Annotated in this window: 11 protein-coding genes; all 11 read right to left on the reverse strand. The window is 44.4% G+C overall.

Features of this window, described 5'->3' with window-relative positions; genetic code table 11:
* Positions 1 to 965: 965 nt before the first annotated feature.
* Positions 966 to 2828 carry a 7TM diverse intracellular signaling domain-containing protein gene (locus tag AABK40_RS22480; protein WP_338399418.1) on the reverse strand — a complete coding sequence of 621 codons (1863 nt, stop codon included), beginning with the start codon at positions 2826 to 2828 and terminating at the stop codon, positions 966 to 968.
* A 19-nt stretch (positions 2829 to 2847) separates the two neighbouring features.
* Positions 2848 to 4878: a family 16 glycosylhydrolase gene (locus AABK40_RS22485; protein WP_338399419.1), complete on the reverse strand. Its 2031-nt coding sequence runs from the start codon at positions 4876 to 4878 to the stop codon at positions 2848 to 2850.
* Between the two features lie 641 nt (positions 4879 to 5519).
* Positions 5520 to 7886: a glycoside hydrolase family 3 N-terminal domain-containing protein gene (locus AABK40_RS22490; RefSeq protein WP_338399420.1), complete on the reverse strand. Its 2367-nt coding sequence runs from the start codon at positions 7884 to 7886 to the stop codon at positions 5520 to 5522.
* 222 nt (positions 7887 to 8108) lie between these two features.
* The gene (locus AABK40_RS22495) at positions 8109 to 9536 is read right to left on the reverse strand and encodes a PKD domain-containing protein (RefSeq protein WP_338399421.1); all 1428 of its coding nucleotides are present in this window, start codon (positions 9534 to 9536) and stop codon (positions 8109 to 8111) included.
* 28 nt (positions 9537 to 9564) lie between these two features.
* The gene (locus AABK40_RS22500) at positions 9565 to 11196 is read right to left on the reverse strand and encodes a RagB/SusD family nutrient uptake outer membrane protein (RefSeq protein ID WP_332922365.1); all 1632 of its coding nucleotides are present in this window, start codon (positions 11194 to 11196) and stop codon (positions 9565 to 9567) included.
* Positions 11197 to 11220: 24 nt separating this feature from the next.
* Complete coding sequence (locus tag AABK40_RS22505; RefSeq protein ID WP_338399422.1) at positions 11221 to 14256, reverse strand: SusC/RagA family TonB-linked outer membrane protein; 3036 nt, start codon at positions 14254 to 14256, stop codon at positions 11221 to 11223.
* Between the two features lie 838 nt (positions 14257 to 15094).
* Positions 15095 to 17563 carry a TonB-dependent receptor domain-containing protein gene (locus tag AABK40_RS22510; protein ID WP_338399423.1) on the reverse strand — a complete coding sequence of 823 codons (2469 nt, stop codon included), beginning with the start codon at positions 17561 to 17563 and terminating at the stop codon, positions 15095 to 15097.
* Between the two features lie 170 nt (positions 17564 to 17733).
* Positions 17734 to 18297, reverse strand: a complete 564-nt coding sequence (locus AABK40_RS22515) for a heme-binding beta-barrel domain-containing protein (protein ID WP_332922368.1) — start codon at positions 18295 to 18297, stop codon at positions 17734 to 17736.
* Between the two features lie 333 nt (positions 18298 to 18630).
* The gene (locus tag AABK40_RS22520) at positions 18631 to 20439 is read right to left on the reverse strand and encodes a family 43 glycosylhydrolase (RefSeq protein WP_421953331.1); all 1809 of its coding nucleotides are present in this window, start codon (positions 20437 to 20439) and stop codon (positions 18631 to 18633) included.
* 65 nt (positions 20440 to 20504) lie between these two features.
* Entirely contained in the window at positions 20505 to 22076 is a 1572-nt protein-coding gene (locus tag AABK40_RS22525; RefSeq protein ID WP_338399424.1) for a sulfatase family protein, read from the reverse strand.
* A 31-nt stretch (positions 22077 to 22107) separates the two neighbouring features.
* A complete protein-coding gene (locus AABK40_RS22530; RefSeq protein WP_338399425.1) occupies positions 22108 to 25053 on the reverse strand; it encodes a glucoamylase family protein in 2946 nt (981 codons plus the stop codon).
* Positions 25054 to 25129: the final 76 nt, after the last annotated feature.

The following is a 25129-nucleotide window of genomic DNA, read 5'->3' on the forward strand; positions in this document are numbered from 1 at the left end:
CTTAACGGGTAGTAACCGAAAGCTGATACTAAATAATCATATTAACAGGTGAATTCGTCATTTAGGAGGCAGGACGAAAAGGTGCAAATTTGCTGATTTTATCACCTGCAAGGCTGCGACCCCACCGATAATGGGCAGTTAGTGCCTAATGGTGTGCTGATCGGCAAAGCAGAAGCAATTGATGATGAGGCAGGAAAACGAGGGTAAGAGCGATCACGAGAGGGACTCTCGCAATAGTAATAAGGTGTTTGCCCTCCTACTGGCGCAACGCCTGATTACCACTCAATTTTTTATTGGCCACAGGTTACGCAGAATTACACAGATTGCTTTATTTCGCAAATCGCCCATCGTAAATCTGAAATTACTTTTCATCATTTGGTCAAAAGGGTTTCTCATATAAATAGCAAGCGTTATTTAGGGGTTGCAACACTACTGTTATGTACTCAAATTATAGCTGCCTATGGAGGTGGAGAATTCATTCATAGCAATGGATTAAACGCTTAACATTTCAGGCATCCGCTATTATTCTTTCCAACTACAGAAAAGATGAAAAAAGAATACAGCTTCTAACCCATTGATGATCCATTACTTATTGAATATTTGGAGGTAAAAAAGGGGAACATTATAAAATATTCCCCTTGATTATCTGATCAATAAATTGTTAAATACACTAAGCGCAATCATTTTTTTGATTCAATTTGTTGGCATCTACCTTTGAAAGGTCATTTCTTCTAAGGGGTTTTTGAAAGATCTCCAATTTAGGTCATCCAATGGTGATTGCACACCTCTGAAACTACATGCTTAAAGCATAGGAGTCTTTAGGTTTTGGATACTTCGGATACTTAGCGCGTGTTTAAACCTTTAAATTCATTACCAAAATTCGGCGTTTTGCAGCAGTGATAAATCATTCAACATCAATCCAATAATCCGAATTTGAATACGACGGTAAGTTTATAGACACCCACTTATTCATTGTTGTCCACTGCTTCGTTTTCATTAACGAGCAATAGATCATCCCAGCCATCAATTTGGTTGCCATCCAGGGATTCCATCTGCTTGATGATTTTTTTGGAAAAACGCCAGCAGGTATTTTTCGGTAAGTCCACCCAGGAAGATAGCTGAATCGACGTTACTTTTCCTTTGTGGGAATAGACCAGAAACACCAGATAAAATGCCTTGATAATGGAAATATGCAGGCGGTGGAAAATGGTTCCGAAAGTTGGCGACTCATCGTATCCGCATTTGGAACAACGATGGGAAAATGGCTGTTTGCCTTCGGCATGCTGTGTCGATCCGCATTTCCGACAACGGTAGCTCCCTTCGCTCCATTTCAAGTCGGCCAGGTATTGAAAGCACGATAAATCCGTTGGGAACATCGTTCTGAATTCCTCAAAAGACAGCTTTTTGTTCATCACCCGTGCTTTTTTTATATTGGAAAGGTCGCCCACCAGGTTCTGATTCTGCCGATTGAGAATCTCATTCATTTTCTTGATCTTTTCTGCCTGTTGCGAAAGCTCCTCATATGCTCTGCCCAGTTCTTCTTTTTGCCCCTCGACAATATTCTTCTGCTCCTCAACTTCGGCGGTGCGTTCAATGACTTTCTGCGAAATGATCTCTTCCCGATCCTTTAGCGAAGAAATGGTTTCTTTCTGTGCATGCTCCTTGTCTTTTTTCAGGTCTTTGAAATTTTGCACCAACGCCATGGAGTAAAACAATGCCTGCAACACCAAACCCACATTGAAGAAATACACCACACGAAAATCATCCTGACTGAAGATACCCATTTTTGGGAGCAGCCCCAGGTAGGTAATCGTAAAACCAATCAGGAATAATACCGACCCTTTCTTATAAATAGACGTTCGGCGTATCGCCAAAAAATACAGTAGCGTTGTCGGCAACATATATAGGTAGGGCGCAATAGAGGTTACTTTGGCCACAATACTGAAATTGAACCAGCATAACAAAAACAGCCCGTAAGCCACCGCAATACCGTACTTATAAATCTTTTTTCTGATGTTGAGGTAGGTTACAATATAGACCATCAGCGTTGCGAGGTAAATCGGCATAGAGAAATGATCGAGGAACTGATTTACCCACGGGTGCTCAGGCCATAAATACTGAAAGCCGAGGCTGTCTTCATACAACGTCAGGGTGATACTGCCCAGTATGTAGATCATCATGACCAGGTGCAGTCGGTCTTTTACAGAAAGGTAAAAGAAGAAATTGAAGATCAGCATCAACATCATCAGGCCATAGAACAGGCCGAGGAAAAAATATTCGTTGGTGCTGTAGGCAATCTGAAATTCGGTATTTCTCAGTTTGAAGATCAAAGGAGAATATTTGGAAGAAGATACCTCCGCAATAAAATACAGCCCCTTTTTATTCAGGTTGCCACGCACCATTTCAGGCGTAACAGAATAGATGAAATTTTTGTGATAGGAAGGTTTGCGTTCAAAAGGATACCAATAGCCCGACACCCCTTGATCGTACAATTGTCCGTCACGATAAAAATAAGCATGAAGATGATCGATATGCGAATCAATGGCTTCGAGGGTTTGCGGCGCACGATAGAGCTGATCGTTGGGCAGGCGAAAAATTACCCAGTAACTTCCATGCCCTGCGGCAGCGAAGGCGGGTTCTTCCTGAAATTTTTTAAACTTCCCCTGATGCAATAATTCCAGGGCACGATCCACCCCAATTTTTGATTCTGCATCAAAATAATATTGCATATCTGCCGAAGGCACCACATGGTTGCCGTCCGTATCTGCCGCGGCAGTTACCGAAAAAACCGTCAGTAAAAGATTAAAAAAAATGAATAAAAAACGCATATCCCTCAGTACATTTTGCCTATCCCCGCTTCAAAAATTTAGTGTACACCACTCGGCCATCCTGCAGGATCAGTCTTAACCAATAGAGGCCTGGTGTGAGTTCTCCAGTGAAAATTTCACCATTTTGCGGAACAGTTGATGATTGTTGCAATTTACCTAAAACATTGCATATTTCATATTGATTCCCTCCCCAGTTGCCTTCAATTATCAGGCTTTGGTCGCATGGATTTGGATAAACTTTTAGGTCTGAACTGATCGCCGAGCTTAATGGCATATGCTCGACGGTGATCGACTGAAGTTCAACGGCTTCCCCTTCTCCAAGCTGATTAAATTGAACGATGGAATAATCATAGGTTTTACCATTCTTTACAGCCTCATCAAGAAAAGATTGCTGCCCTGTTGGTAGGTCGATACTCATTGGGGCGTCGTTATCGCCTTTTCTGCTGCGTAAAATTTTCGTCCCTTTCACCCAATCCCCGACGGACAACCAGCTGACTAATACACCCTGCCCCGCTAATTCTTCGACGGCTGAGTTTTCCACCGCTGCGGGCAGTTGTAGGTTTTCCGCAGGCTCAAACTTGAGTCCCTTTACTTTTATCTGCCCAGATTTTGCCTCGGCAAAAGCACCATAATTCAGGTAAAACCGTAACCCTTTGACCTGTGTAAAATCAAAATTCCTATGTGCCGCCATCAGCGATGCATAATTGTGGTGCAGACGATGAAACTGCCCGTCCATAGCCCACTGTTCAGTATTAAAAACCTCGCCATTACTAAACACCTGCCCACTATGGTCGATCCAGTCGATTCTCATGTTGGCGGGTGCGTCGGTCGTGGCAATATCGATGGACATCAATGCATCTTCCGACAGGTCGAAAAGTGCATTGAATGTTAGATCAAGATAAGGGATGCTACTCGGTTGCGTGATGTCAAAATCAATCGTAGCCTCTTCAGCAGTGGCATTCACTGCTATTTCCCCCAGATGTTTGTCCGATACTTCCCATTGATTTAAGGAAAGGTCAAAAACGTGTCCCGTCGGCTTTTTTTTTACAGTAACTGCGTGCTCTGACCAATAGACTTCATTATCGTGCGTCATCTTCAGTTTGATCACATCGCTTTCACCATGCCATTTCACCTGAACTGTGCCTGTTCCCTGTCCCTGCAAAATTTCCACGCCTGTCGGCACGACCCATTCGTAATCGGCATCGTCCATAGTCGCCACGGTAAAAGTTTGCTCCGATTCCGCTTCAATAATCGTTGCTCCCTGAATTTCAGGTGCCTGAACTTTTCCATAAACCCGAACATAATCCACGAGAAGTTGCTGCGGAAAAATGCTATCATCAACGCCCTGAGCTCCACCCCAAGTTCCACCGATTGCAAGATTCAGAATGATGAAATGGGGCTTGTCAAATGGCCAGGTGCTTGCATTTCGAACCGCAGGTGCATAAGTGTAAATCAACTCATCATCCACATAAAATTTCAGTGCGGTTTCTGTCCACTCCAGAATATAATTGTGAAAAGCCGACTCTGCCGTGCTCAGTGTGTATTTTTGCGTGTTCACGGTCGCCCCGTAACTGCTTGGCGTGTGCGTGGATGAATGCACAATGCCAGGCTCAAAACCAACATATTCCATGATGTCAATTTCACCACAGGCAGGCCACCCTACCGAACTGATGTTCTCGCCCAGCATCCAGATGGCTGGCCAGGTACCTCTGCCTTTTGGCAGTTTGGCGCGGACTTCAACACGTCCGTAGGTGAAATTTTTCTGCCCCTGGGTTTTTATCCGCGCAGAACTGTAACCATAGGATTCCTTTTTGGCGGTGATCTTCAGCAAGCCCGCCTCCATTTTTACATTTTGTAAATTGTTGGTATAGTTTTGTAATTCATTGTTCCCAAAGCCACCATCACCGAGGTCATAATTCCAGGCATCTGCATCGGGCAAGCCTGAACCGTTAAATTCATCCGCCCATAGCAATTGCGGGAATTCATCAGATTGCGCCGATGCCCATTGGCTGGCGCAACAAATAAAAAGTAGTGTAAAAAGTTTTTTCATAGGATGTGTTTTAAAAAATTTAAAGGCTGTGCAATGGCATGAAGCACACTAATGAATGTTTCAAAACCTCCCGCAACAGCCCTGCTTAATCATGAGATTTAAAGAACAGCATCTTTTTTGCCTAAGATGAAAACCGGTTCAGCACAAAAAAAACAGCTGCAAGGCCACCATTCGGCAGCACTCACAGCTGATATCAGATGGATCTTTTAGAAAATTGAATTCGTTGTATACTTTGGTTCAAGCATCCCGCCTGGATCAAAGGACTTTATAAAGTTAGTCCAAGCGGGACGCTTGAACTGATGGTAGTATTAATAGGATGTTAAAGACCATGATTACCTTGATTTAAAGGATTACCATGATTATTTATATTTTGCCTGTTGAAAATATGCTATCACCCTGTCCAATAACAGGACTTCTACTGCCGTAGGGATGTTGCATGCAACGTCCGTACCGATAGGTACAAAAATATTCGACAACCTAATTTATATTAATGATTTGTGACAACAGCTGAATAGATCTCTTCAAAAAAAATCTGTGGAAATCTATGTAATCTGTGGACAAATCATTACACCTTTCAAACTATCACGAGACGGAGTCTCGCGATAGTGATATAGTGTTATAGTGTTATAGTGCTAATTTTTTTAAAGCACAGGATTCGTTTTACCGACTACCTTTGTTTCAGACACATTGAAATCTACCTGCTCAGAACCGATACCCAAGCTGAATTTTCCTTCTTCAACCACAGGTACATTGTCTGCATTGATGAAAGCCAAATCTTTTACCGGTACTTTGAAAGTAAGCACTTTGCTTTCGCCTGCATTCAAGCTGATTTTATCAAAAGCTCTCAAACGGCTAACGTCTGGTGTAATTGTAGCAAAATGATCTTTGGTGAATAACAATACGGCTTCTTTACCTGCTACTTTACCGGTATTGGTTACCGTTACCGAAGCTTCAACCGTATCGCCTACTTTGAAATCTTTTTGGTTCAATTGCAGGTTGCTGTACTCAAAAGTTGTGTAGCTCAAACCAAAGCCGAATGGCCACTGGATATCCAGGAACGACTCATAATCATACATCCCTGACATTTTCTCCTGATTTTCTGCCGGTTTGAAATCGTAAGTAATCAAAGTGTTAGGATACTTAGGGTAAGTGTAAGGCAATTTACCTGATGGGTTGATTTCACCTTTCAAGATTTTGGCCAAAGCTACCCCACCGAAGTTACCTGGAAGGTAAGTCTGAACAACGGCATCCATTTTATCCACAAACTTGCTTACCAAACGAGGACGGCCTTCATTCAATACCAAGATCACTGGCTTGCCTGTTTTGGCCATGGCTTCAGCCAATTTTTGCTGATTATCCGAGATGTACAAGTCATGCAAATCACCCGGCTTCTCGGTGTAAGTATTTTCTCCCAAACAAAGTACAATCGCATCAACACCTCTTGCTGCACGAACTGCCGCAGCAATGTTGATGTCTTTTTCTTCCATATAACTTCCTTCGAAATTATAATTTACACCCGCAGCATACTTGACGTTCGACTTACCGAATGCATCTTGCATCGCTTCCAAAATCGTCGAATACTTATCAGCAAATTCGTGAACTTTTTCTCCTTGCCAAGAATATGACCAACCACCATTCAAGGTTCTCATGTTGTTGGCATTCGGTCCTGTTACCAATACTTTTGCGTTGGCTTTCAATGGCAATACCGCTTTTTCGTTTTTCAACAAAGTGATACTCTCCGCCGCTGCATTCAACGCTTTGTCTTCAAATTTCTTTGATCCGAAATCAGGATAATCTGCCAATTTGGTTACTGGCTTTTCAAACAAGTTCAAAGCAAACTTCACACGCAACACACGACGAACCGCATCGTCAATTCTTGACATTGGCACTTCGCCTTCGTTCACCAATTCGATCAAATAATCGCAGAAAGCGAAGTTGTAAGGGATCATCGACATATCCACACCCGCATTGATCGACATTTTCACTGCCTCTTTTTGTGTTTTGGCTACTTTATCACGGTTGTGCAAGTTTTCGATATCTGCCCAGTCGGTAACTACCAAACCTTCAAAACCCATTTCTTTTTTCAAAAGGGTCGTCAGCAAATTGTAGTTCGCATGCACGGGCGTACCGTTGATCACGCCTGAATTTACCATTACAGTCGCTGCGCCCTGCGCAACGGCTTTTTGGAATGGCACCAAATATCTTTCTCTCAACTCATTCTCAGGAATGTAAGCCGGCGTACGGTCTTTTCCAGAGAAAGAAGAATAACCCAAATAGTGTTTCAAGCAAGACGCCAAATGGTTCGGATCATCCATCTGATTTTTGTCACCCTGGTACCCTTCAATCAGGCCAGCACCCATCACACTCACCAAATGAACATCTTCACCGAATGTTTCCCACATACGTGCCCAACGTGCATCACGTCCCAAATCCAATACCGGAGAGAAGGTCCATGGAATACCACAAGCACGCGTTTCGTAGGCCGTTACCTGACCAGCATCCACTGCTACTTGCTTGTTGAAAGTCGCCCCTACGCCCACTTGTTGTGGGAAGAAAGTCGCCCCAGCCGTATAGGTGGCCCCATGAATGGCATCAATACCATAGATCATCGGGATACCTGTTGCTTTGATTGAAGCCGCTTGCAACTGACTGATAATTTGATTCCATTTTTCAGGCGTACGTGCACGGTTGTTGGCCGTATTCAGCACCGAACCAATTTTATATTTTTCGAAAGCTGTGGCTACGATTTTCTTATCGAGCACCAATGGTTCATTACTGACAAACTCATTCTCCCCTTCAGTCAATACATCCAAAGTTACCTGCGCCATTTGCCCCACCTTCTCTTCCAAGGTCATTTTTTGGAGCAACTCGTCAATCTTGGTTTCAGTATTTTGCGCTACTTCAAACCCACCAACGGAAGCCTGCACCACCGTCTGCTCTTTTTGTGGTGAACATGCCGTAAGCAATGCCGCCACCATTATTCCTAAACTTACAAAAACCCTTTTCATCAATAAAAAATTTAAAGAAAAGGGACTGTTGCACAAGCACAAATTAATGTTATTCTCTGAAATTCTATTTGGTTCACTGTACGGGCCGACCTATGTGTCTGCCCAAATTATCACAAGTTTGGGATAGTTTGGATACACACACAGGTGCATCCCTACAGCTTACTTAATAATCCTTTGTGTTAGCTTCACAGCATTGAGTTGTGCGACAGTCCCCTTATTTAATTACAACAATTTAAAATCATCCAGGAAGAAAATCCCTGAGTTCTTATGCCCTTCACTACCAAATTGCAATACCACTTTATCAAAATTAGTGGCCTCTTTCACACTGCTAAAATCGAAAGTCAGTTCTACCCACTTCCCAAGGTCTTCATCAGCAACTGTTTGCACGATCTCTACCTGTGTTTCCCAAGGAGAAGGGTGTTTAGAGTCCTGAAGTTTCAGAGCAACGACTTTCTGCAATTTACCACCGATCGTTCCGCCATTTTCTGATTCATAATCATTGTAGTCTGGCAATAAAACTTTCAGCTTAAATGTATTTCTTGTAGAAAGATCCATACGGTAGGCTAACTCAAACTGAACATTCGCCCATTCGTTATCTCCAGTTCTTGTATATTTTGCCACCTTCGGAGAAGTGTTAATTCCTGCAGGACGTGGGTTATCATAAGTTGCAAATTCTTCTGTTTCCAAGATCCAGGCAATGTTACTGTTGCCGTCGAAATCGTCGAAGATATCATTTGCTTCCAAAGGTTTTTCAACCTCAGGAACTTCTGGATGCTCAAAGCCTTCACGAATGAAATTCATGTACCAGGCATTTCCATCCTGACCAATCGTACGCAATTGCAATTCATCTTCTGTCAGAAGCATTACTTCAAACTCCTGATTTCCTCCAACATGCCATGAAGGAAAGGCGCCATTGGTAAAGGTCAAAAATTTCTTTCCGTCACGGTCAGAGATTGCCCATCCCCAGCCTTCAGTGTTCAGATCAATATCAAAAGTGATGTCATCATCCTCTTGAACAATAGTACCGCCCATCGACAGAAATTCATCTTTCATATAATCCTTCACATAGGTATCGCCATTGTTTTCCAAGTCAAAAGCAAAACCAAAAATAGAGAAGTTCAAAACATCATCATAAGCACCCAACCCAGCTTTTTGATCAGGAGATGCTGCCCACCACTCTGGCGTGGTACCATCTGGAGGTCCGATGCCCATATGTGCTGGCATGGTGTGATCCCACTTCCAGTTTTTACCATTCAATGCGCTACCACCACCTGTCAGGAAGTTGTAATCTTCACGATCCAATAGCGAGGGATCATCTTTCGGCACATTATACACGATGGTTTTCTGTGCTTCTCCTCCTGCACTGATCACCTTGAGGGTGATGTCATAATCCCCTTTTGAGGGGTACATTCCCTGCGCTGTTTCGCCAGCGGCAGAAGTTCCATTCCCCAAATCCCAGATGGCTTTGAAGCCCGTTGCTGAGGTGTTGGTGAATACAGGCTGGTTGGGATCGCTGTCATCAATAGCGAAAGATATTTGATCCTCCGTAATTTGATCACCAAGCGAAGGTCTGCTTTCCTCATAAGGAGAACAGGCGTTCCACGCCATCACACAGAGGAAGAATAGGCTTATTTTATTTATAAATTTCATGTTGGTTCATTTAAAAAATGGCACTTGATTAATAACCGTCGTTTTGCTTGAGGTTGCTGTTCAGGTCGATCTCATTTTGAGGGATCGGCCAGAAACCACGCTTTGTCAAGTCAAAAGTTACTGCATAATCAGCATCTGCGCTGTTTCTTCCCGTAGCAGGGAAATCTTCCATTGTTGGTGCTTGCAGGCCTTCCGCTTTTTTCTCGATTTGTGTTTTGGCGACCTCAAGTCCCTGACGCAACAAATCAAAGTAACGGTGGCCTTCCATTGCAAGTTCCTTGCGGCGCTCCGACATGATGTCATCCATTGTTACCGCCGTAAGATCCGACAAACCCGCTCGCTCACGTACAATATTCACATATTCTGCCGCTTTGCTTCCACCATTTTTCAGGTGTAGTTCCGCCGCCATCAGGTAAACATCTGCCAAACGGATATAGTGGATGTTTTGCCCCCAGTTATTTGGGAAGTTAGCGGCAGGCTTATTTGCGGCATGCGTTGTATATTTGAAAGCGAAATAACCGGTGTTGGTGAAAGAAGGCTGAAGGCTCAGGCTGTTAGGGTCTGCGCCAGCGTCAAGCTCCATCTGAATCAAATCTTCGGCACTGATGAAAGTGCTTTTGGCACGTAAATCTTCGTCCGTAAATTGATTGACCAAATTCGCCGTTACGGTACCAAATCCCCAGCCATCGGCCAAGAGGCTATTGTTCCAGCCACGAGGGCCACTCATCGCACATTGGTAGTTCCCCATATCGGTATCATTCCATGAGCCTGAGTTGTTGTCCACGAAAGGAATATCGAACAAGGCTTCTTTACAGAAATTTCCTTCCGCAGTGAACAAAGTCGCGAAATCGTCCATCAGGGCAGCACCAGAATTGGCAATTACATCGTCAGCCATCGCCATGGCATCAGCGGCGGTGAAAGTACCACCATCTGCCGTAGGCAATGCCGATTCGTTATAGTAGCCTGTGTAAAACAGGAACATTTTCACTAATTCTGCTTTGGCGGCCCATTTGCTCAAACGTCCCGACTGATCCGCGCTTACTGCATCGCCCATCAGGGCCATACCGTCAAGCATATCTGTGGTGGCCTGTGCATAAACCAATTTAGGATCTTCCTGCGTTGAGTTTGTCCAGTCATCAGAATACAAAGGCGAAGTAATCAACGGAACATTTTCAAAGAAACGCAACAGTTCAAAGTAGTAGTGCCCTCTTAAAAAGAGTGTTTCCCCTTTAAAATTATTCTTGTCTGTTTCTTCCGTAGTTTTAAAAGTGATGCCATCGTATTTGGCAAGCATCATGTTGGCACGGGAAATCCCACGGTAACATTTCTTCCAGATACCACGGACAGCATCTTCCTGAGGGCGGGCATTGAAGCGCGCCATACGCTGCCAGTTGATCATATCCGAAGCAGATCCTCCGCCTACATAGGCGTCATCACTCTGGATGTCACTTGAAAGGGCAATAGGATTATAAGTGATGGTAAAATCTGAACGCAATGGTTCATAAATACCGATCAGTGCTGTGTATGCGTGATCCCTGTTTTGGTAAAAATTGTCCTCCGTTACCGAATCCGTAGGATCCAATGATAAGAACGAAGAGCATGAACTCATGCCCATGGCCATCATCAGTAGGCCACAAACGATATATCTTAAATTGATCATCTTTCTGAGTTTTAAAAAATTGAATTAAAAGGATACATTCAATCCCATCAAGAATGTTTTTGCCTGAGGGTAAACACCACGGTCGATACCGAAGTCACCCCACCAAGTACCACCAATCTCTGGATCAAATCCTGAGTATTCAGTAATGGTGAACAGGTTTTGTGCTGATACATACACACGCACACGGTCAGCACCTACTTTAGCGGCCACCGCTTCAGGTAAGGTATAACCAAGCTGAATGTTCTTCAGGCGAAGGTAAGCGCCATTTTCAATATGAACCATATCGTTCAGGCGGCTGTAGTTCCCGTTGGCATCGGTGTAAGTAGAGCGAGGGTAATTGTTTGAGCTTCCTTCGCCCGTCCAGCGGTTCAGCGTTCTTGTGCTGTAATTTTGTCCGTCCAAATCCAGGCGGCGGTTTACATTGGCAATTTCGTTACCTGCAACCCCTTGCCAGAACATCATGAAATCGAAGTGCTTATAGGTGGCATTGAAAGTCATACCATAAGTGATGGTTGGAATTGGGTTACCGATATTGGTACGGTCGTCGGCATCAATTGAGCCGTCATTATTCACATCCACAAAGCGGATATCACCTGGCTGTGCATCTGGCTGCAACTGCTGGCCTTCGGCATTCACATAGCTGGCAATTTCCTCTGCATTCTGGAAAATTCCATTGGTTTTATATCCGAAGAAATAAGGCAAAGTATGTCCAATTTCCATACGGGTACCACCGTCGTAGGCAAAAGGTGTATATCCTGGAACATAACCGTTTTGGTTGTCAAGGGCAGTTACCTTATTTTGGTTGAAAGCCACATTACCACCGATATCGAAGTTGAACTCACCTTCATTTTTGCGATACTGAGCACTCAATTCCAATCCCTGATTTTGTACTGTTCCCAGGTTGGCAATTGGGTAATCCTGCCCGGTGTAGTCTGGTTGAGGACGGTCCGCCAAAAGGTCTTTGGTGATTTTGCTGTAATATTCAACTGTCATGGTGAATTTGTCATCCAATAGTCCCATGTCGAAACCAATGTTTGACTGCTCCGAAGACTCCCATCTCAAATCTGCATTCGATGGGCGGTTGATGGCAATACCATTTACTGGTGATCCTGCAATAGGATAAGGAATGGTGCGGCCTGCCGTTGATAAATATCCGAAGTTACCGATATTCTCATTACCTACGCGTCCCCATGAACCTCTAACTTTCAGGTGGTTGATCGCTTTTACGTTGAAGAATTCCTCGTTGTGAACGTTCCAACCTGCAGAAACAGAAGGGAAGAAACCAAACTGATTGTTCTGACCGAATCTTGAAGAACCATCATAACGAACTGTTGCGGTTACCATATAGCGCTCATCGTAATCATAATTGGCACGACCGAAGAAAGACAACAGACGGTTTTCGTAATACCATCCACCAGATTTCTGTGTTTCATCGTCGGCACCATTGCCCAACCAGCCTGTGTCCCAGCCTGCAGGGTTGATATTGGAACGTGTACCTGTAATGGCCTGCCCCTTGTTAATCATGGCGGTGGTTCCCAAGATACCACCAAATGAGTGCTTATCAACGGTAGTATTGTAAGTCAAGACATTCTCCCACTGCCAGTATTCATTCGACTGGGCTTCCTGCCATGCACTGTTCAGTCCTGTGTAGTTCACCTCATTATAATAGGCTTCAGGAGTGAAACTTCTATTTTGTGAATTCCACCAGTTAAAACCGATGTCCGTTTTGAATGACAACCCTTTCATCATGTCCACTTTTGCGAAGATATTACCCTGAATGGTGCGGTCTTCATATAACTGATTGGTGTTCTCGATTCTTGCCAATGGGTTGGCGATTTCACGAAGTCCCTGCTCAGAAATACCATAATACTGCCCGTTGCTGTTTTGAACAGGGAAGTGTGGCAATGCATCGTAAGTTTTCGATACTTCAGGGTCGGTAATCAATGCTGGCGTAAGGGGATCGTGCATTAAGGCAGCGCCCAAAATAGAACCAAATTCTGATTGCTCTTGAATCCCTGCTGACTGCGACATGATAATTCCTAAATTCTGACCAACCGTTACACGCTTGTTTACTTTATGCTCAGAATTCAAACGCAAATTCAAACGGCTATAATTGGACTTGTCTCCAGCAACAATACCCGTTTGGCCGAAATAACCGATACTGGAAGAGAAAGTAGATTTTTCACTACCCCCACTCAAAGAAATCGAGTGACTTTGGATCGGTGCATTGTTCGAGAAAATCTGATCTTGCCAATCGGTGTTTGCCGAAGGGTTGGCAATTTGCTCAGGCGAAAATTTAGGAGCACCACCATCATTGTATAATGCTTCGTTGTGCATGGTCATGTATTCTCTCGAATTCAGTACGCCCACTTTTTTCCAGGCATTCTGAACACCGAAGTAACCATCGTAGTCCACTTTCATGGTACCTGCTTTTCCAGATTTGGTCTGTACCAAAACAACCCCGTTCGCACCACGAGAACCGTAGATTGCTGCCGAAGCGGCATCTTTAAGGACTTCCATGGAAACGATGTCGTTAGGGTTAACATTGTTCAGGTTGGCAACCACCAATCCGTCTACAATGTACAAGGGAGAAGAGTCCCCGTTTGTCCCGACCCCACGAACGCGGATCGAAACACCCGAACCTGGCGCACCAGAGTTGGTGGCTACGAACACACCCGCCGAACGCCCCTGTAAGGCTTGCTCTACTTTGGCGATCGGTGTAGCGGTAATCTCTTCAGGAGAAACAGAAGCAATCGCCCCGGTTACGACTGATTTTTTCTGAACACCGTAACCGATAACCACCAGTTCTTCCAGTGTTTCGACATCCTCTTCAAGAGAAATATCGAATTTTGTTTGATTCCCAACTGCAATCGTTTGCGGCTTATAGCCCACATAAGAAATCACAATAGAAGGGTTTTCACCTTCGAGGGTGAAAGAAAATGCGCCGTCGAAATCTGTGATCGCACCGTTAGTGGTACCTTTTTCAACAACGTTTGCGCCAAGAATTGGTGCGTTGTCGCTGGCGCCCTTCACCATCCCTCGGATCGTTACCTGTGCCATAGCTTGCATTGCTGTAAATGTCAGCAAGCAAAGGATTAATAGGGGTCTTAAGTTATGCCTAACCTTCATAGTATAATTTGGATCATTCATGAAAAAATAAATTGGGGAAAATAAAAAAGTAGCTACTTTGATCTAATGACCGATACAAAAGTACAATAAGTTTTAAATTCTAAAAACTTTGTATTTCCATTAAGAAATTTGATTTTCCATAAAATAACAAATGAGAAATTGCCCTATTTGGCTCTAAAACACGCTTTTTAGAGAATTTAAATTGAAAAACCAATTTGCTCGAAATCTTAAAAAAACATAAAATAATTATTAATGTAACCCAACCAATCAAAAATGTAACCCAATCAACCAAAAATGTAACCCACCGGTTTCAGGCTTCCTGATATCATAATCACTTAAATATATTTTCCTATCGATCGAAAAAATGACCGTTTGAACAGCATGAATTATTCTTTGATCAGCATGCCGACTCACCTTTGGGGTTCCATGAACGATCGGCATCAACTGTGCTGAGACTGAATTAAACCTGATGGTGGTCTATCGTTGTCCCAACTAAAATCAATCATCGGGTGTGCTTTTCCATGGGCTGAAGCGGGCAATGCTGACCGAAACTTCAGGGCTTTAATTTGGGCACATAAAAAAGCACCAGTGGATAGCTGGTGCTTTCATTATTGCGTCAAGGCGCATTGGATTTGTGTTTCCTCTTCACTTCCGATCAAATGCAATTGGTGGAGTACGAAGAAACTGTCATCAGAACATATTGATTACCATCGGCACAAGCAAGCCTCTTGATGGCGCCAAAAGGAAACCGTTGACGATATTTCTTTCATCAATAATCCATTTCCATTCCCCCACCTGAGGACTCCCCATTTCCCTGGCGTTTACGGGAGGTCTTTTTGTTGGACTTCCCAAAATTATAGCTCAAGGACAGGTTCACGGTCTGGGCAAGCATATTCAGCTCCATGTCCTGATAATACATCGGATCCCAGGTGCTGATGGTAAATTTCATTAAGTCGAAAGGATCGTTGACTTTCAATGTCGCTGACAATTTTCCGTCGAGCATTTTTTGTTTCAGGGCAACATTACTGAAAAGGAAGTGAGATCGTTCTCCGTTGGTAATTTCTCTTCCTGAGGAATAACGCGCCATCGCCTGTAAAGAGGCGCCCTTCCATAAATTGAATGTACTGTTGATATTCAGGGCATAGACCATTCCTTCAACGATGGTCAGGGTGGAATCTGACTTTGGATCCATGTATTGGTAATAGGCACTTCCGCCGAGCATCAGTCGCCACCATTCGGTAGGTCTTGCCATTAAGTTCACATCTATTCCTGCATTCTGCGAGGTCGCCAAATTGCCATAGGTGTTATACACCGCATCCCCTTCTCGGTAGGTAATCCGCGAAATTTCGTTGGTAGCATGACGGTAATAAGCGACAGAACTCAGCGTTCCCCAGTTCATTTGATGCGTAAATCCTGCTTCATAACTATCGGTAAACGAAGGGCTCAGCGTAGGATTTCCCTTACGGATCACCAGCTCGTTCGATCGATCTTCAAAAGGATTTAACTGCCTTCCGCGTGGTCTTGAAACCCGTCGGGAATAGCTGGCCTTCAGCTGATTTTTCTCTGACAATTTATAATCCATATGAATGGATGGATAAAAAGCGAAATAGTCATTTGGGTATTTATCAGTACCAGATTCCAGCACCTGATCTGCCGAAATATGCGCCTGCTCTACCCGCAATCCTGCCTGCATTCTCCACTTGTCTGTGAGCTTACCATTCATTACCCCATATATCGAATTGATTTGCTCCGAATAAATGAAACGGTTGGAACGGTTAGGGTCTGCTGCGAGGCTATCGCCACTTGCGGTAAAAACTGAAGTCAGCTGATTATTTTCGATATAGGTGGACTGCCAACCCATTTCTGCATTCCACTTGGAGGAAATCGGATGCACGTAATCAAGCTGAAAATTCACATTTTCACGGGCAATATCAAGGTCATTGCGCTCCCGCACACCAAAATAAGCATGCTGTGTTTCGTTGGTGCTTGAATAACTCAGGGTTGCCTTTAATGACCGGCCGGCCTGATCAAATTTGCGTTCGTAATCCAGGCCTAAATTGGTGGTCAATCCATTGTTGTCGGTTGTAGAAACCTGATTGCTTGAACTCTGCTGACCATTGATATCGGTAACCGTTGAGCTCAGTACATTGGTGGAAGGTCGGTCGGAAAAATTCAATCCACCAGAGACACCCAATACATTCTTTCCGAAGGAATATTCAGCGCCGAGGTTGAACATGTGGGATTTCATGCCCCTGTTGTTGTTGGCAAACTGATGCAAAAATGACGTGGTATCGCCAGCTGCACCCAAATTCACGCGATCAACCGTTTGATCCATGAGTCGGTTGCGCTGCCTGAAACTGTAACTTCCTGTAAGGCTCAGCCCCCCTTTATAGGAATTACCATTCACCGACAAGCCGTAATTATCATAAGAACCCGCACTGGCCGTTACGCCACCATAGGCACCACCTTTTTTGTCTTTTTTCAATACCACATTAATAATTCCTGCGGAACCTTCAGGGCTGAATTTTACCGAAGGGTTGGTGATCACCTCGACCTTATCAATGAGGTTTGAGGGGATTTGCTCCATCAAAGTAGCAGGGTCACTGCCCATCAAATCGGAAGGTTTTCCATTGATCAGAATGCGGACGTTTTCACTTCCCCGCAAAGAGATATTACCATCGTTGTCGATCTCGACCATGGGGATATTCTGCAATACATCCTGCGCGACCCCACCCTCAGCAGAAAGGTCACTGCCCACTGCATAAGTTTGCCGGTCGATGCTCTGTACAAATAATTCCTTTTCGGCTTCCACAGTTACGCCATCGAGCTCTTTTACTGCTTCCTTCAATTTAACCATGCCTAATTTTACCTCCGGTGAGCTTTTAGGAAAAAACTTGACCGGATGATCAAGCATCATTTCCTCGAAACCCATACTCTGTATTTTCACTTTAAAAATACCTGCAGGAATGTTGGTCATCAGGAACTTGCCTTTATCGTCGGCGATGGTGCCGTCGACGAGCTGATCTATATTTTGCGCATCAAAAAGGGAAATGGTTGCAAAAGGCAAAGGTGCGCCTTCAGGACTGACGACCGTACCGGAGAGGGTTCCAATTTTTGGTCGTTCGCTGATGGGGGGCAACTGTCGGCCATTTTTTCCGCCTGGTGCCTGGGCATAAAGGTCATGATAACCACTGACCACACTCCATAGGATCAGCAGGGATAAGAAATATCGATTCACAGAAATAAATTTGGAATTGTGCATATACGAAGAAACAAAAGTATATGCGCAGAAAAAAAAATCATCAACCAACGGTCTGAAAGATAGGATGAAAGGTAAAAGGTGGTCAACGAAAAAAATTTGGGCAAAAAAATCCCCGTCAATACAAAAATTGACGGGGAATTTATCGGTTAGTCCACCTTTGTCAGCACGTTGGAATCAACATGGTTGAAAGATTTGTTGTAAATGGCCAATTCCATTTCCTGCTTATAAGTCAGTTTGTTGCCTTCGACCTTAAAAGTACGCTTGAAAGATAAAGTGCGCGCTTTTTCCTTCAAAAATGGCGACTGAACAATCCCCCACTCTGCATCACCATCTTTGGCATTGACTTCGATGCTCACGTCTCCGGCTTCGTTGGCTGTGAACTCACCGCCTGCCACAAGACTCAAGCCTCGAGGAATAGACAAAGAACACATGATGGTATCGGTGTTATTGTCCCAAATCCAGTAGCCAACCTCGTTATGAGATACTTTGTCGTTGGATTTTTCACGTACCACCTGAAAATATTTTACGGCAGTAAGTTCCTGCGTTTCTGCATTTTCTATAGCAATATCAACAGGTTCAATGATCAAGGTTTCGTAATAAGGGTTACGTTCATCTTCCACAGGTTTAGGCGCAAGATCAAGGCCTTTATCGCCTTGCCACGTACCAATCAAACCAAGTAACGGGTTAATTTTAATCGCTGTATTCATCATCAATATTATTAATGGCGCCTCAATTTAAGTGCACCCTCATTTGGCAAATGTAAATCCTTTAAAATAGAAGGACTATGACTTTTATACATGTTATCACAAAAATCACACAAAAATAGGCGGCGGATTAAAATAAATTTAGTGCCCTGCATTCCGCCCTCAGGAGAAGCGGCTGTTTCAGGGATGGATGGAAAGAAAAACGGCTGTTCACAAAATTGTCAACAGCCGTTTTGATGATTTATTGGAATGCTACAAGCCTGAATTGTTAGCACAAAAAAGGCTTGCGTTACAGTGGACATGCCCTCCTCATGCTTTGAACAGCACAGGTTGCTGCCTTTATTTCACCATTACAGGGGTGGTAGGCGTAGAAATCCCGCTTTCATTAAAAGCCTCAATACTGAAATAATAGGTCGTTCCTTTGTCAAGGGAAGGAATTTTGATCTCATTGCGGTCGTACACCAACCACGACTGATACAGCTTATCGGGTGCAATTCCCCATTTAATATTATAGCCTGTTGCATTTTTGTCTTTTGCCCAGTTGAGCACCACCTCACGTGGATCTGCAGAACGGTCAAAATTAAATTGCTTCACTTTTGCCGGCTTTCTGCCTTCGGCCAGCCCAAATACCCGCAATTCAGAAAGTGCGAAATACGGCGTAGGCACATGCACGTTGTTGTAGCGAATATATCGCGTTTTTACGGCCTGTGGCAAAGCGATATAATCGTTGGGAACGTCCTTCCAGTTATTGGATTTATCAATGAGGATCTCCCAGTTTTTACCATCCAGCGAATGTTCTACCGTGTACTGGTGGCGCAGGTCTTTTGGTCGGCCATACAAGCCCGATTCGTGGTCATGGAAGTTAATTTGCAACGCCCTTACGGTACTGACTTTCTGCAGGTCGATTTCTACAAACTGCTGATCATCGTTACTTTCTGCCACCCAGTAGGATTTTGAATTTTCATCGGTCAGGACTTTTGTGAAAAGTTCGCCTTTGTTGTTCTGTACTGCATGCAGGGTATCCACAATATAGTCACCATCTGTTGCCGTACTCTTGTTGATTTCCAGCAATGAGGAAGAAATTTTTGCAGGCTTGTTATAGGAAAGGAGCATCCAACCGGTGAACTGCCCTGCTTTTGTAGGGTGGTCGGCACCATAGCGAGGGTAATCGCCATACTGGGTGTCGCTGTGCATCAGGCCATCGGCATCAAAATAGGTCGGGAACATACACAAACGACGCTCCCAGTGGGAGTTGGAGGCCAGTGCCATTGACGCAAAATGCCAGTATTGCCCGTGCTTGTCTTTCATGGTAGTACCATGCCCTGAGCCATTGATAAAACCACCAGGCTTCATACACATTGGGTTGCTTTCCATATATTTCCAGGGGCCGAGGGGGGTGTCGCCCACATAAACGCCATCAGCATACACATTGAATTGCGTCCCCGGTGCGGCATATTGCAGGTAATATTTACCATTGTGTTTGGTCATGGCAGGCCCTTCAATATACCCCTCTTTAAGCGTTGGGTGAAAATTATTTTCGCCGAAACGCTCCCATCCATGTTCCTCCTCTACGAGGTTGAATAATTCATGCACCTGATCGTCAGGGGCGAAACGGTGATCTTTATTCAGCTTCTTGGCACGGATCGGGTGAACATTTGATGAGCCCCAGTACATATAAGCCGAACCGTCATCGTCAATAAATAATTCCGGATCCTGAAGATTATGTAAAATAGTTTCCGATGGTTTCCAGTCGCCCTTTTTAGGATTGTCAGTCGCCAGGATACACATCGAACCCGAAGGGTTACCTGCCACATAAAGAACCGAATCTTTATAATTGATGGCCGTTGGTGCGTTTGATCCCTGGAAATACCAGTTTTCAGGGGTGATAAAATCCCAGTTGACCAAATCCGTAGAATGCCAGTAGCCCATTGATCGGGTCACGAACATATAGTATTCCCCTCGAAATTCCACTGCTGCGGGATCCGCGCCTGAACGGTAGGAAATATCTCGATGAGAATTGTAGATCATATAGGTGTAATCGACATTAAGAGGATTACAGTAGGTGGGGTCGAGTTGTGGCTGCGCCATAGCACTTAGCCCGAGCATCGAGAGGCCACCTAAAAGCAGACTTCTAAAACGGTTTTTCATTCGTTGATTTTTAATATCCTCAAGGGAGGTCAGCCCTTAAAAATATGGAGGTAAACGATTAAAATTTATTGCATTAAGTGGTCAGGTACTTGGTACTCCCCCACCAGTCGATCAAGCTCCTGCTGTAATTGTGCCCGCTGATGATGGTAGGATTCATTATTATAGATATTATTCATTTCCGTCGGGTCCTTTTCGAGGTCGAACATCTCCCACTCGTTGGTCTGATAAAAATGAATCAGCTTATAGCGATCGGTTCGTACCCCATGATGTGCCTGAACACTATGGAATCCCGGAAACTCATAAAAGTGGTAATACAGCGAAGAACGCCATTGATTTTGGCTCTCGGTATCTTGAGCAATCAAGGGCATCAGCGAAAGCCCGTGCATTGGTTTTGGCGATGCTACACCAGCCATTTCAAGAATCGTCGGAGCGAAATCAATATTTTGGGTAAGCTGCTCAATACGTTTGCCCGTCAGGTGATCGGGATGCCGAATCATCAGTGGCATTCTGAAAGATTCCTCGTACATCCACCGCTTGTCAAACCAGCCGTGTTCCCCAAGAAAAAATCCCTGATCGGAGGTATAAATGACGATGGTATTATCCAATAATCCGTGATCTTCAAGGTATTGATAGATATCACCAACGCTGTCATCTACAGAGCGTACACAAGCCAGATAATCCTGCAAATATCGCTGTAACTTCCATTCTGCTTTCTGCTTGTCCGTTCTTTCGGTCAGGTAGTAATCATCATTTCGCTGACTGTACGCCTCAAAAAAGTCCATTTTCTCGGCAGGGGTCATTCTCCCCATAAATACATGTGGCCAACGGTCGTAAAGCAGGCTGTCGCTGCCCACCCCACTAACCATTTTCAGGTCGTGGCCTTCATAGGCATCACGGTAAATATTCATCTCCTGCCCCTGTGCTGCCTGCCTGCCTTCATACTGATCGAAGTAGTTGTCAGGCACCGGAAAGATGGTATTTTCAAATAGGCGGTAATATTGTGGTGCCGGCACCCAGTTTCGGTGTGGCGCCTTGTGCTGCATCATCAGGAAGAACGGTTTATCCTCGTCCCGATTATGGAGCCATTTTTTTGTGAATTTAGTGATGAGCTCTGTAACATAGCCCATCTCCTGCACGATGGTATCTTTGGTGATAAAATCAGGGTTGTTATACTCCCCCTGATCATTTAGAATTTTATAATAATCAAATCCCTGTGGCGCTGTATTCAAATGCCATTTTCCGATCACTGCCGTTTGGTATCCTTCTTTCTGAAGGATGTTTGCCAAGGTCGGCTGGTGGCCGTCAAATTTGGTTCCATCGTTTTTCATGAAACCGTTGGCATGTGAATGCAGGCCAGTAAGGATTGTTGCCCGGCTGGGTCCACAAATTGCATTGGCACAGAAATTATTCTCAAAAAGGACGCCCTCATGTGCCAGGCGATCAATGTTAGGAGTAGTTGCCATTTGTGAGATGGGATGCCCATAGGCGCTGATGGCCTGCATGGCATGATCATCAGACATGATCAATAACACATTGGGGCGCTGGTCGGTCACGCTTTTGAGGGATTTAATCCCGCCAATACTCATGACCGCAGCAAACATCACCAATACAGCGACTCCTGAAAATTTAATTAACATTGATTTTTTCATGGACTAAGCCGGACAATTTTTATTGAATAATAATTTTTGAAGTCATCAGCTCGCCTTCCTCAGTAGCAAAAGTGAGGTAATAAAGACCTGCTGTCAGGCCACTGAAAGGCACTGTATAATATTGGTTGTATTTCTCTGAAGAAGTCAAGGCAGAAGATTGCCCGTTTACCCCTATTACTTTCAGCGATTCAGCAATGATGTTCTGGCTGGTGAAAATTTTCAGGTAACCTGCCTCGCTATTCACGTAAACGGCTACTTTCTGAAGTTCCTTGCCTTGATCGTTGTCCGTCAATACATTGTATTTTTCAGTGTTCCAGTCAATATCCAAAGCACGAAGACCTGTTTGTACATAAGGGGAAGTCATGCCCAGTTTCCACAACAAACCTGATCTATGATTTTCGATCATCGCAAGGATTGGTCCCTGATCAATAGAGATATAACCGTCAGCTACCCACTCACGACCAACATGGAAGGCATCACGGAAGCCGTAAAGGTCCCAGATTTCTGCGCCCATTTCACGGTAGAAATGTTTCAGGGTAGGCAACGACAATTCTGGCGTGAAAGCATAAGCTCCCAAAGCAGCTGTTGGGGTGATGGTCCCGTTATCGTGGGTTGCATCTCCTGGCTCTTGCGCCAAATATCCATCAGGGTTGTCTGAAGCGGTCAGTCCCCAAACCAAATCGCTATAACCGGCATGGCCGTTAGGGTTATCTACACAGAAAGCATGGTTAATTTTTGTCTGATTCACCACCTGCTCATCATAAGCCGCATACTGGTCTTTCATACCGAAAGGATCCATGACCATGAAAGAATACTGGCTCAGGAACAATGGTCCACCCATTGCAGGCCCCAAAGGAAGGTTGAATCCGTAAAATTCATTGCCATTTTCAAAAGCAGGACCAGAAGCCCATCCATCGTGATAAATGTCTGCCTCAATCTTATGCTCGGTCATTGATGCCGCCAACACGTAAACCATCAATGCTTCATTGAAACCAGTAATTTTGTGATTCATTTCGAAATCATGGTTTGGCGACCAGTGCCAGTAAAGTGCATCAGTACCATTACGATAGAAATCCCATTCGATTTCGTTCATCATTTTGTAAACCAAAGTACGCAGCCCTTTTTCATTAGCATTGTTACCATCGAAATAGTTGGCCGTTGCAAGCATTCCCTGCATCAACAAAGCGGTTTCTACCAAATCGCCACCATCATCCAATTCAGAAAATGGAATCGCTTTTCCTGAAACAGCATTAATCCAGTGCGACCATGCACCATGGAAACGTTCTGCATTAGCGAAGAATTGCGCCATTAATAACGCACGTTCAGCCGCTTCTTCACGAGTCACCCAGCCGTGCTCCACACCAATAGGCAAAGCCATGAAACCCCATCCGGAGCCACCAGCAGCTACAGTATTGTTTTCACGAACACCGGCAATTCTGCGCTCAGGAGTTGCTCCGTGTGCGTATGGGCTTTCCCAGAAATATTCAAAAGCAGCCTTTTGTACCATATCGAGCAATTGCTCGTCGGTCAATTCTTTTGTTACTGCTGAAGCGGAAGCCAAAGGAGAATACTGCCCGTTAAGGTTTTGTCTTACCACATAATTGCGGTTGATGTCCTGCCCTACAAAGTCTACCAGGAAGGTGCTTTCAGTGGCCGAGATCAATCTCAAACCGCCATTCACTTCTTCCAAAACTTCAAAGGTGGTTTCATTATTGAATCGTCCATCCCATCTAACATTCACGTGCGAGTCGAATCCTTCCGCCGTTAATGCCGTAACCGCCGGAACCTCTTCAGCAAGATTAGAAAAGGTAAGGTCATCCACCAACATATGGTGTTCAGCGCCATCAGCAACATCCTGGCAGAATCCTACCATTTTAATGCCCGTCATGTCAACACCACTTTCCTCAAAATCAGGACGAAGAACCAATTTAGTCCAAACGCCAGCAGGAAGGTCCTCATTATAGGCCGACAATAAAAATTTGTCAGACCACCCTGAAAGGCTTTCAAATTTAATTCCCGGAAGGTTTTCCTTGGCAATTCCCTCGGCACTGTAAGCCCAGAAGAACAGCTCAGTAGCCCCTTCAACATCCGTAAATGACCAGTCTGCTTTGGCCAGGCCAGCTTCCCAGTTTCCACCGTCTGCAGAAGTCCATTTAAGGGATAAAGCATTTTCGCCCACAAAAGCAGTAGGAGCAACAGGAATTTTGCCACAATATTCGCCTAAGAAACAACCTTCTTCAAAAGAGCTTCCGTCCGCCTGAAGAATGAAACTCTGATCATAGGCATGTGTATCTGTTCCCTGTGTAAAGATTTTTTCGAAAACTGCAGAAGGAGGTACCACGTTACCGTCACCAATCGCGCGGATGTCGTCCACCAAAATGGTATGTTCTGTGCCATCGGCAGTATTTTGTGCCAGGCAGAAGCCCTGTACATTTGCCCAAATTATATTTTCATTTCCTGCCGTATTCTTCAGGTCGTCGACAGCAATATTTACTTCCACCCAGGTGGCTGCCGGCAGGTCATCAACATAATCGCCCAAAGCAACACGCTGAGAATCATCGCTGCCTGCAATTTCAAAATACAAGGCAGGCAATAAGTTCTTTGCCATCCCCTCTTCAGCATACAAGGAGAAAGAAACGGTTTCTTTCTGATCAAAATTGATCGCTCTCCAACCTGCCTGAATAATGATCGCTTTCCAGTCGCCATCTTCCACAGAGGTGTAAGTCACTGAAATGGCATTGTTTCCCACTACTTTCTGATCAGCAGTGATGGGCATTTTTTCGCAGTATTCTGTACCTGAAAGACAGGTGGTGGTCAGGCTACTGCCTTCTTCAGCAAAGCCCAGGCCGGTATCATAGGCTTCAGCGTCGGGGCTATCGAAGAAAAAATATTCCGCATTATCCTCTTGCGCAAAGGCAAAATTGGCGGCAAAAAATAGTAAAAAAATTGATAGAATGTTTCTCATGTTAAAAATATTAAAGGATGCCACTTAGCGCATGTTAAAAAACCGACCATCCTATTGCGAATTTTAAGTTTTAAAC

Origin of the sequence: Persicobacter psychrovividus (assembly GCF_036492425.1) — a bacterium.
Classification (GTDB): domain Bacteria; phylum Bacteroidota; class Bacteroidia; order Cytophagales; family Cyclobacteriaceae; genus Persicobacter; species Persicobacter psychrovividus.

What these genes read in the sequence shown, in the direction of transcription:
- AABK40_RS22500 (WP_332922365.1), bottom strand. Translation starts at nt 11,196, where the DNA reads ATGATCAATTTAAGATATATCGTTTGTGGCCTACTGATGATGGCCATG.
- AABK40_RS22520 (WP_421953331.1), bottom strand. Translation starts at nt 20,439, where the DNA reads ATGAAAAACCGTTTTAGAAGTCTGCTTTTAGGTGGCCTCTCGATGCTC.
- AABK40_RS22485 (WP_338399419.1), bottom strand. Translation starts at nt 4,878, where the DNA reads ATGAAAAAACTTTTTACACTACTTTTTATTTGTTGCGCCAGCCAATGG.
- AABK40_RS22505 (WP_338399422.1), bottom strand. Translation starts at nt 14,256, where the DNA reads ATGGCACAGGTAACGATCCGAGGGATGGTGAAGGGCGCCAGCGACAAC.
- AABK40_RS22490 (WP_338399420.1), bottom strand. Translation starts at nt 7,886, where the DNA reads ATGAAAAGGGTTTTTGTAAGTTTAGGAATAATGGTGGCGGCATTGCTT.
- AABK40_RS22530 (WP_338399425.1), bottom strand. Translation starts at nt 25,053, where the DNA reads ATGAGAAACATTCTATCAATTTTTTTACTATTTTTTGCCGCCAATTTT.
- AABK40_RS22480 (WP_338399418.1), bottom strand. Translation starts at nt 2,828, where the DNA reads ATGCGTTTTTTATTCATTTTTTTTAATCTTTTACTGACGGTTTTTTCG.
- AABK40_RS22495 (WP_338399421.1), bottom strand. Translation starts at nt 9,536, where the DNA reads ATGAAATTTATAAATAAAATAAGCCTATTCTTCCTCTGTGTGATGGCG.
- AABK40_RS22525 (WP_338399424.1), bottom strand. Translation starts at nt 22,076, where the DNA reads ATGTTAATTAAATTTTCAGGAGTCGCTGTATTGGTGATGTTTGCTGCG.
- AABK40_RS22515 (WP_332922368.1), bottom strand. Translation starts at nt 18,297, where the DNA reads ATGATGAATACAGCGATTAAAATTAACCCGTTACTTGGTTTGATTGGT.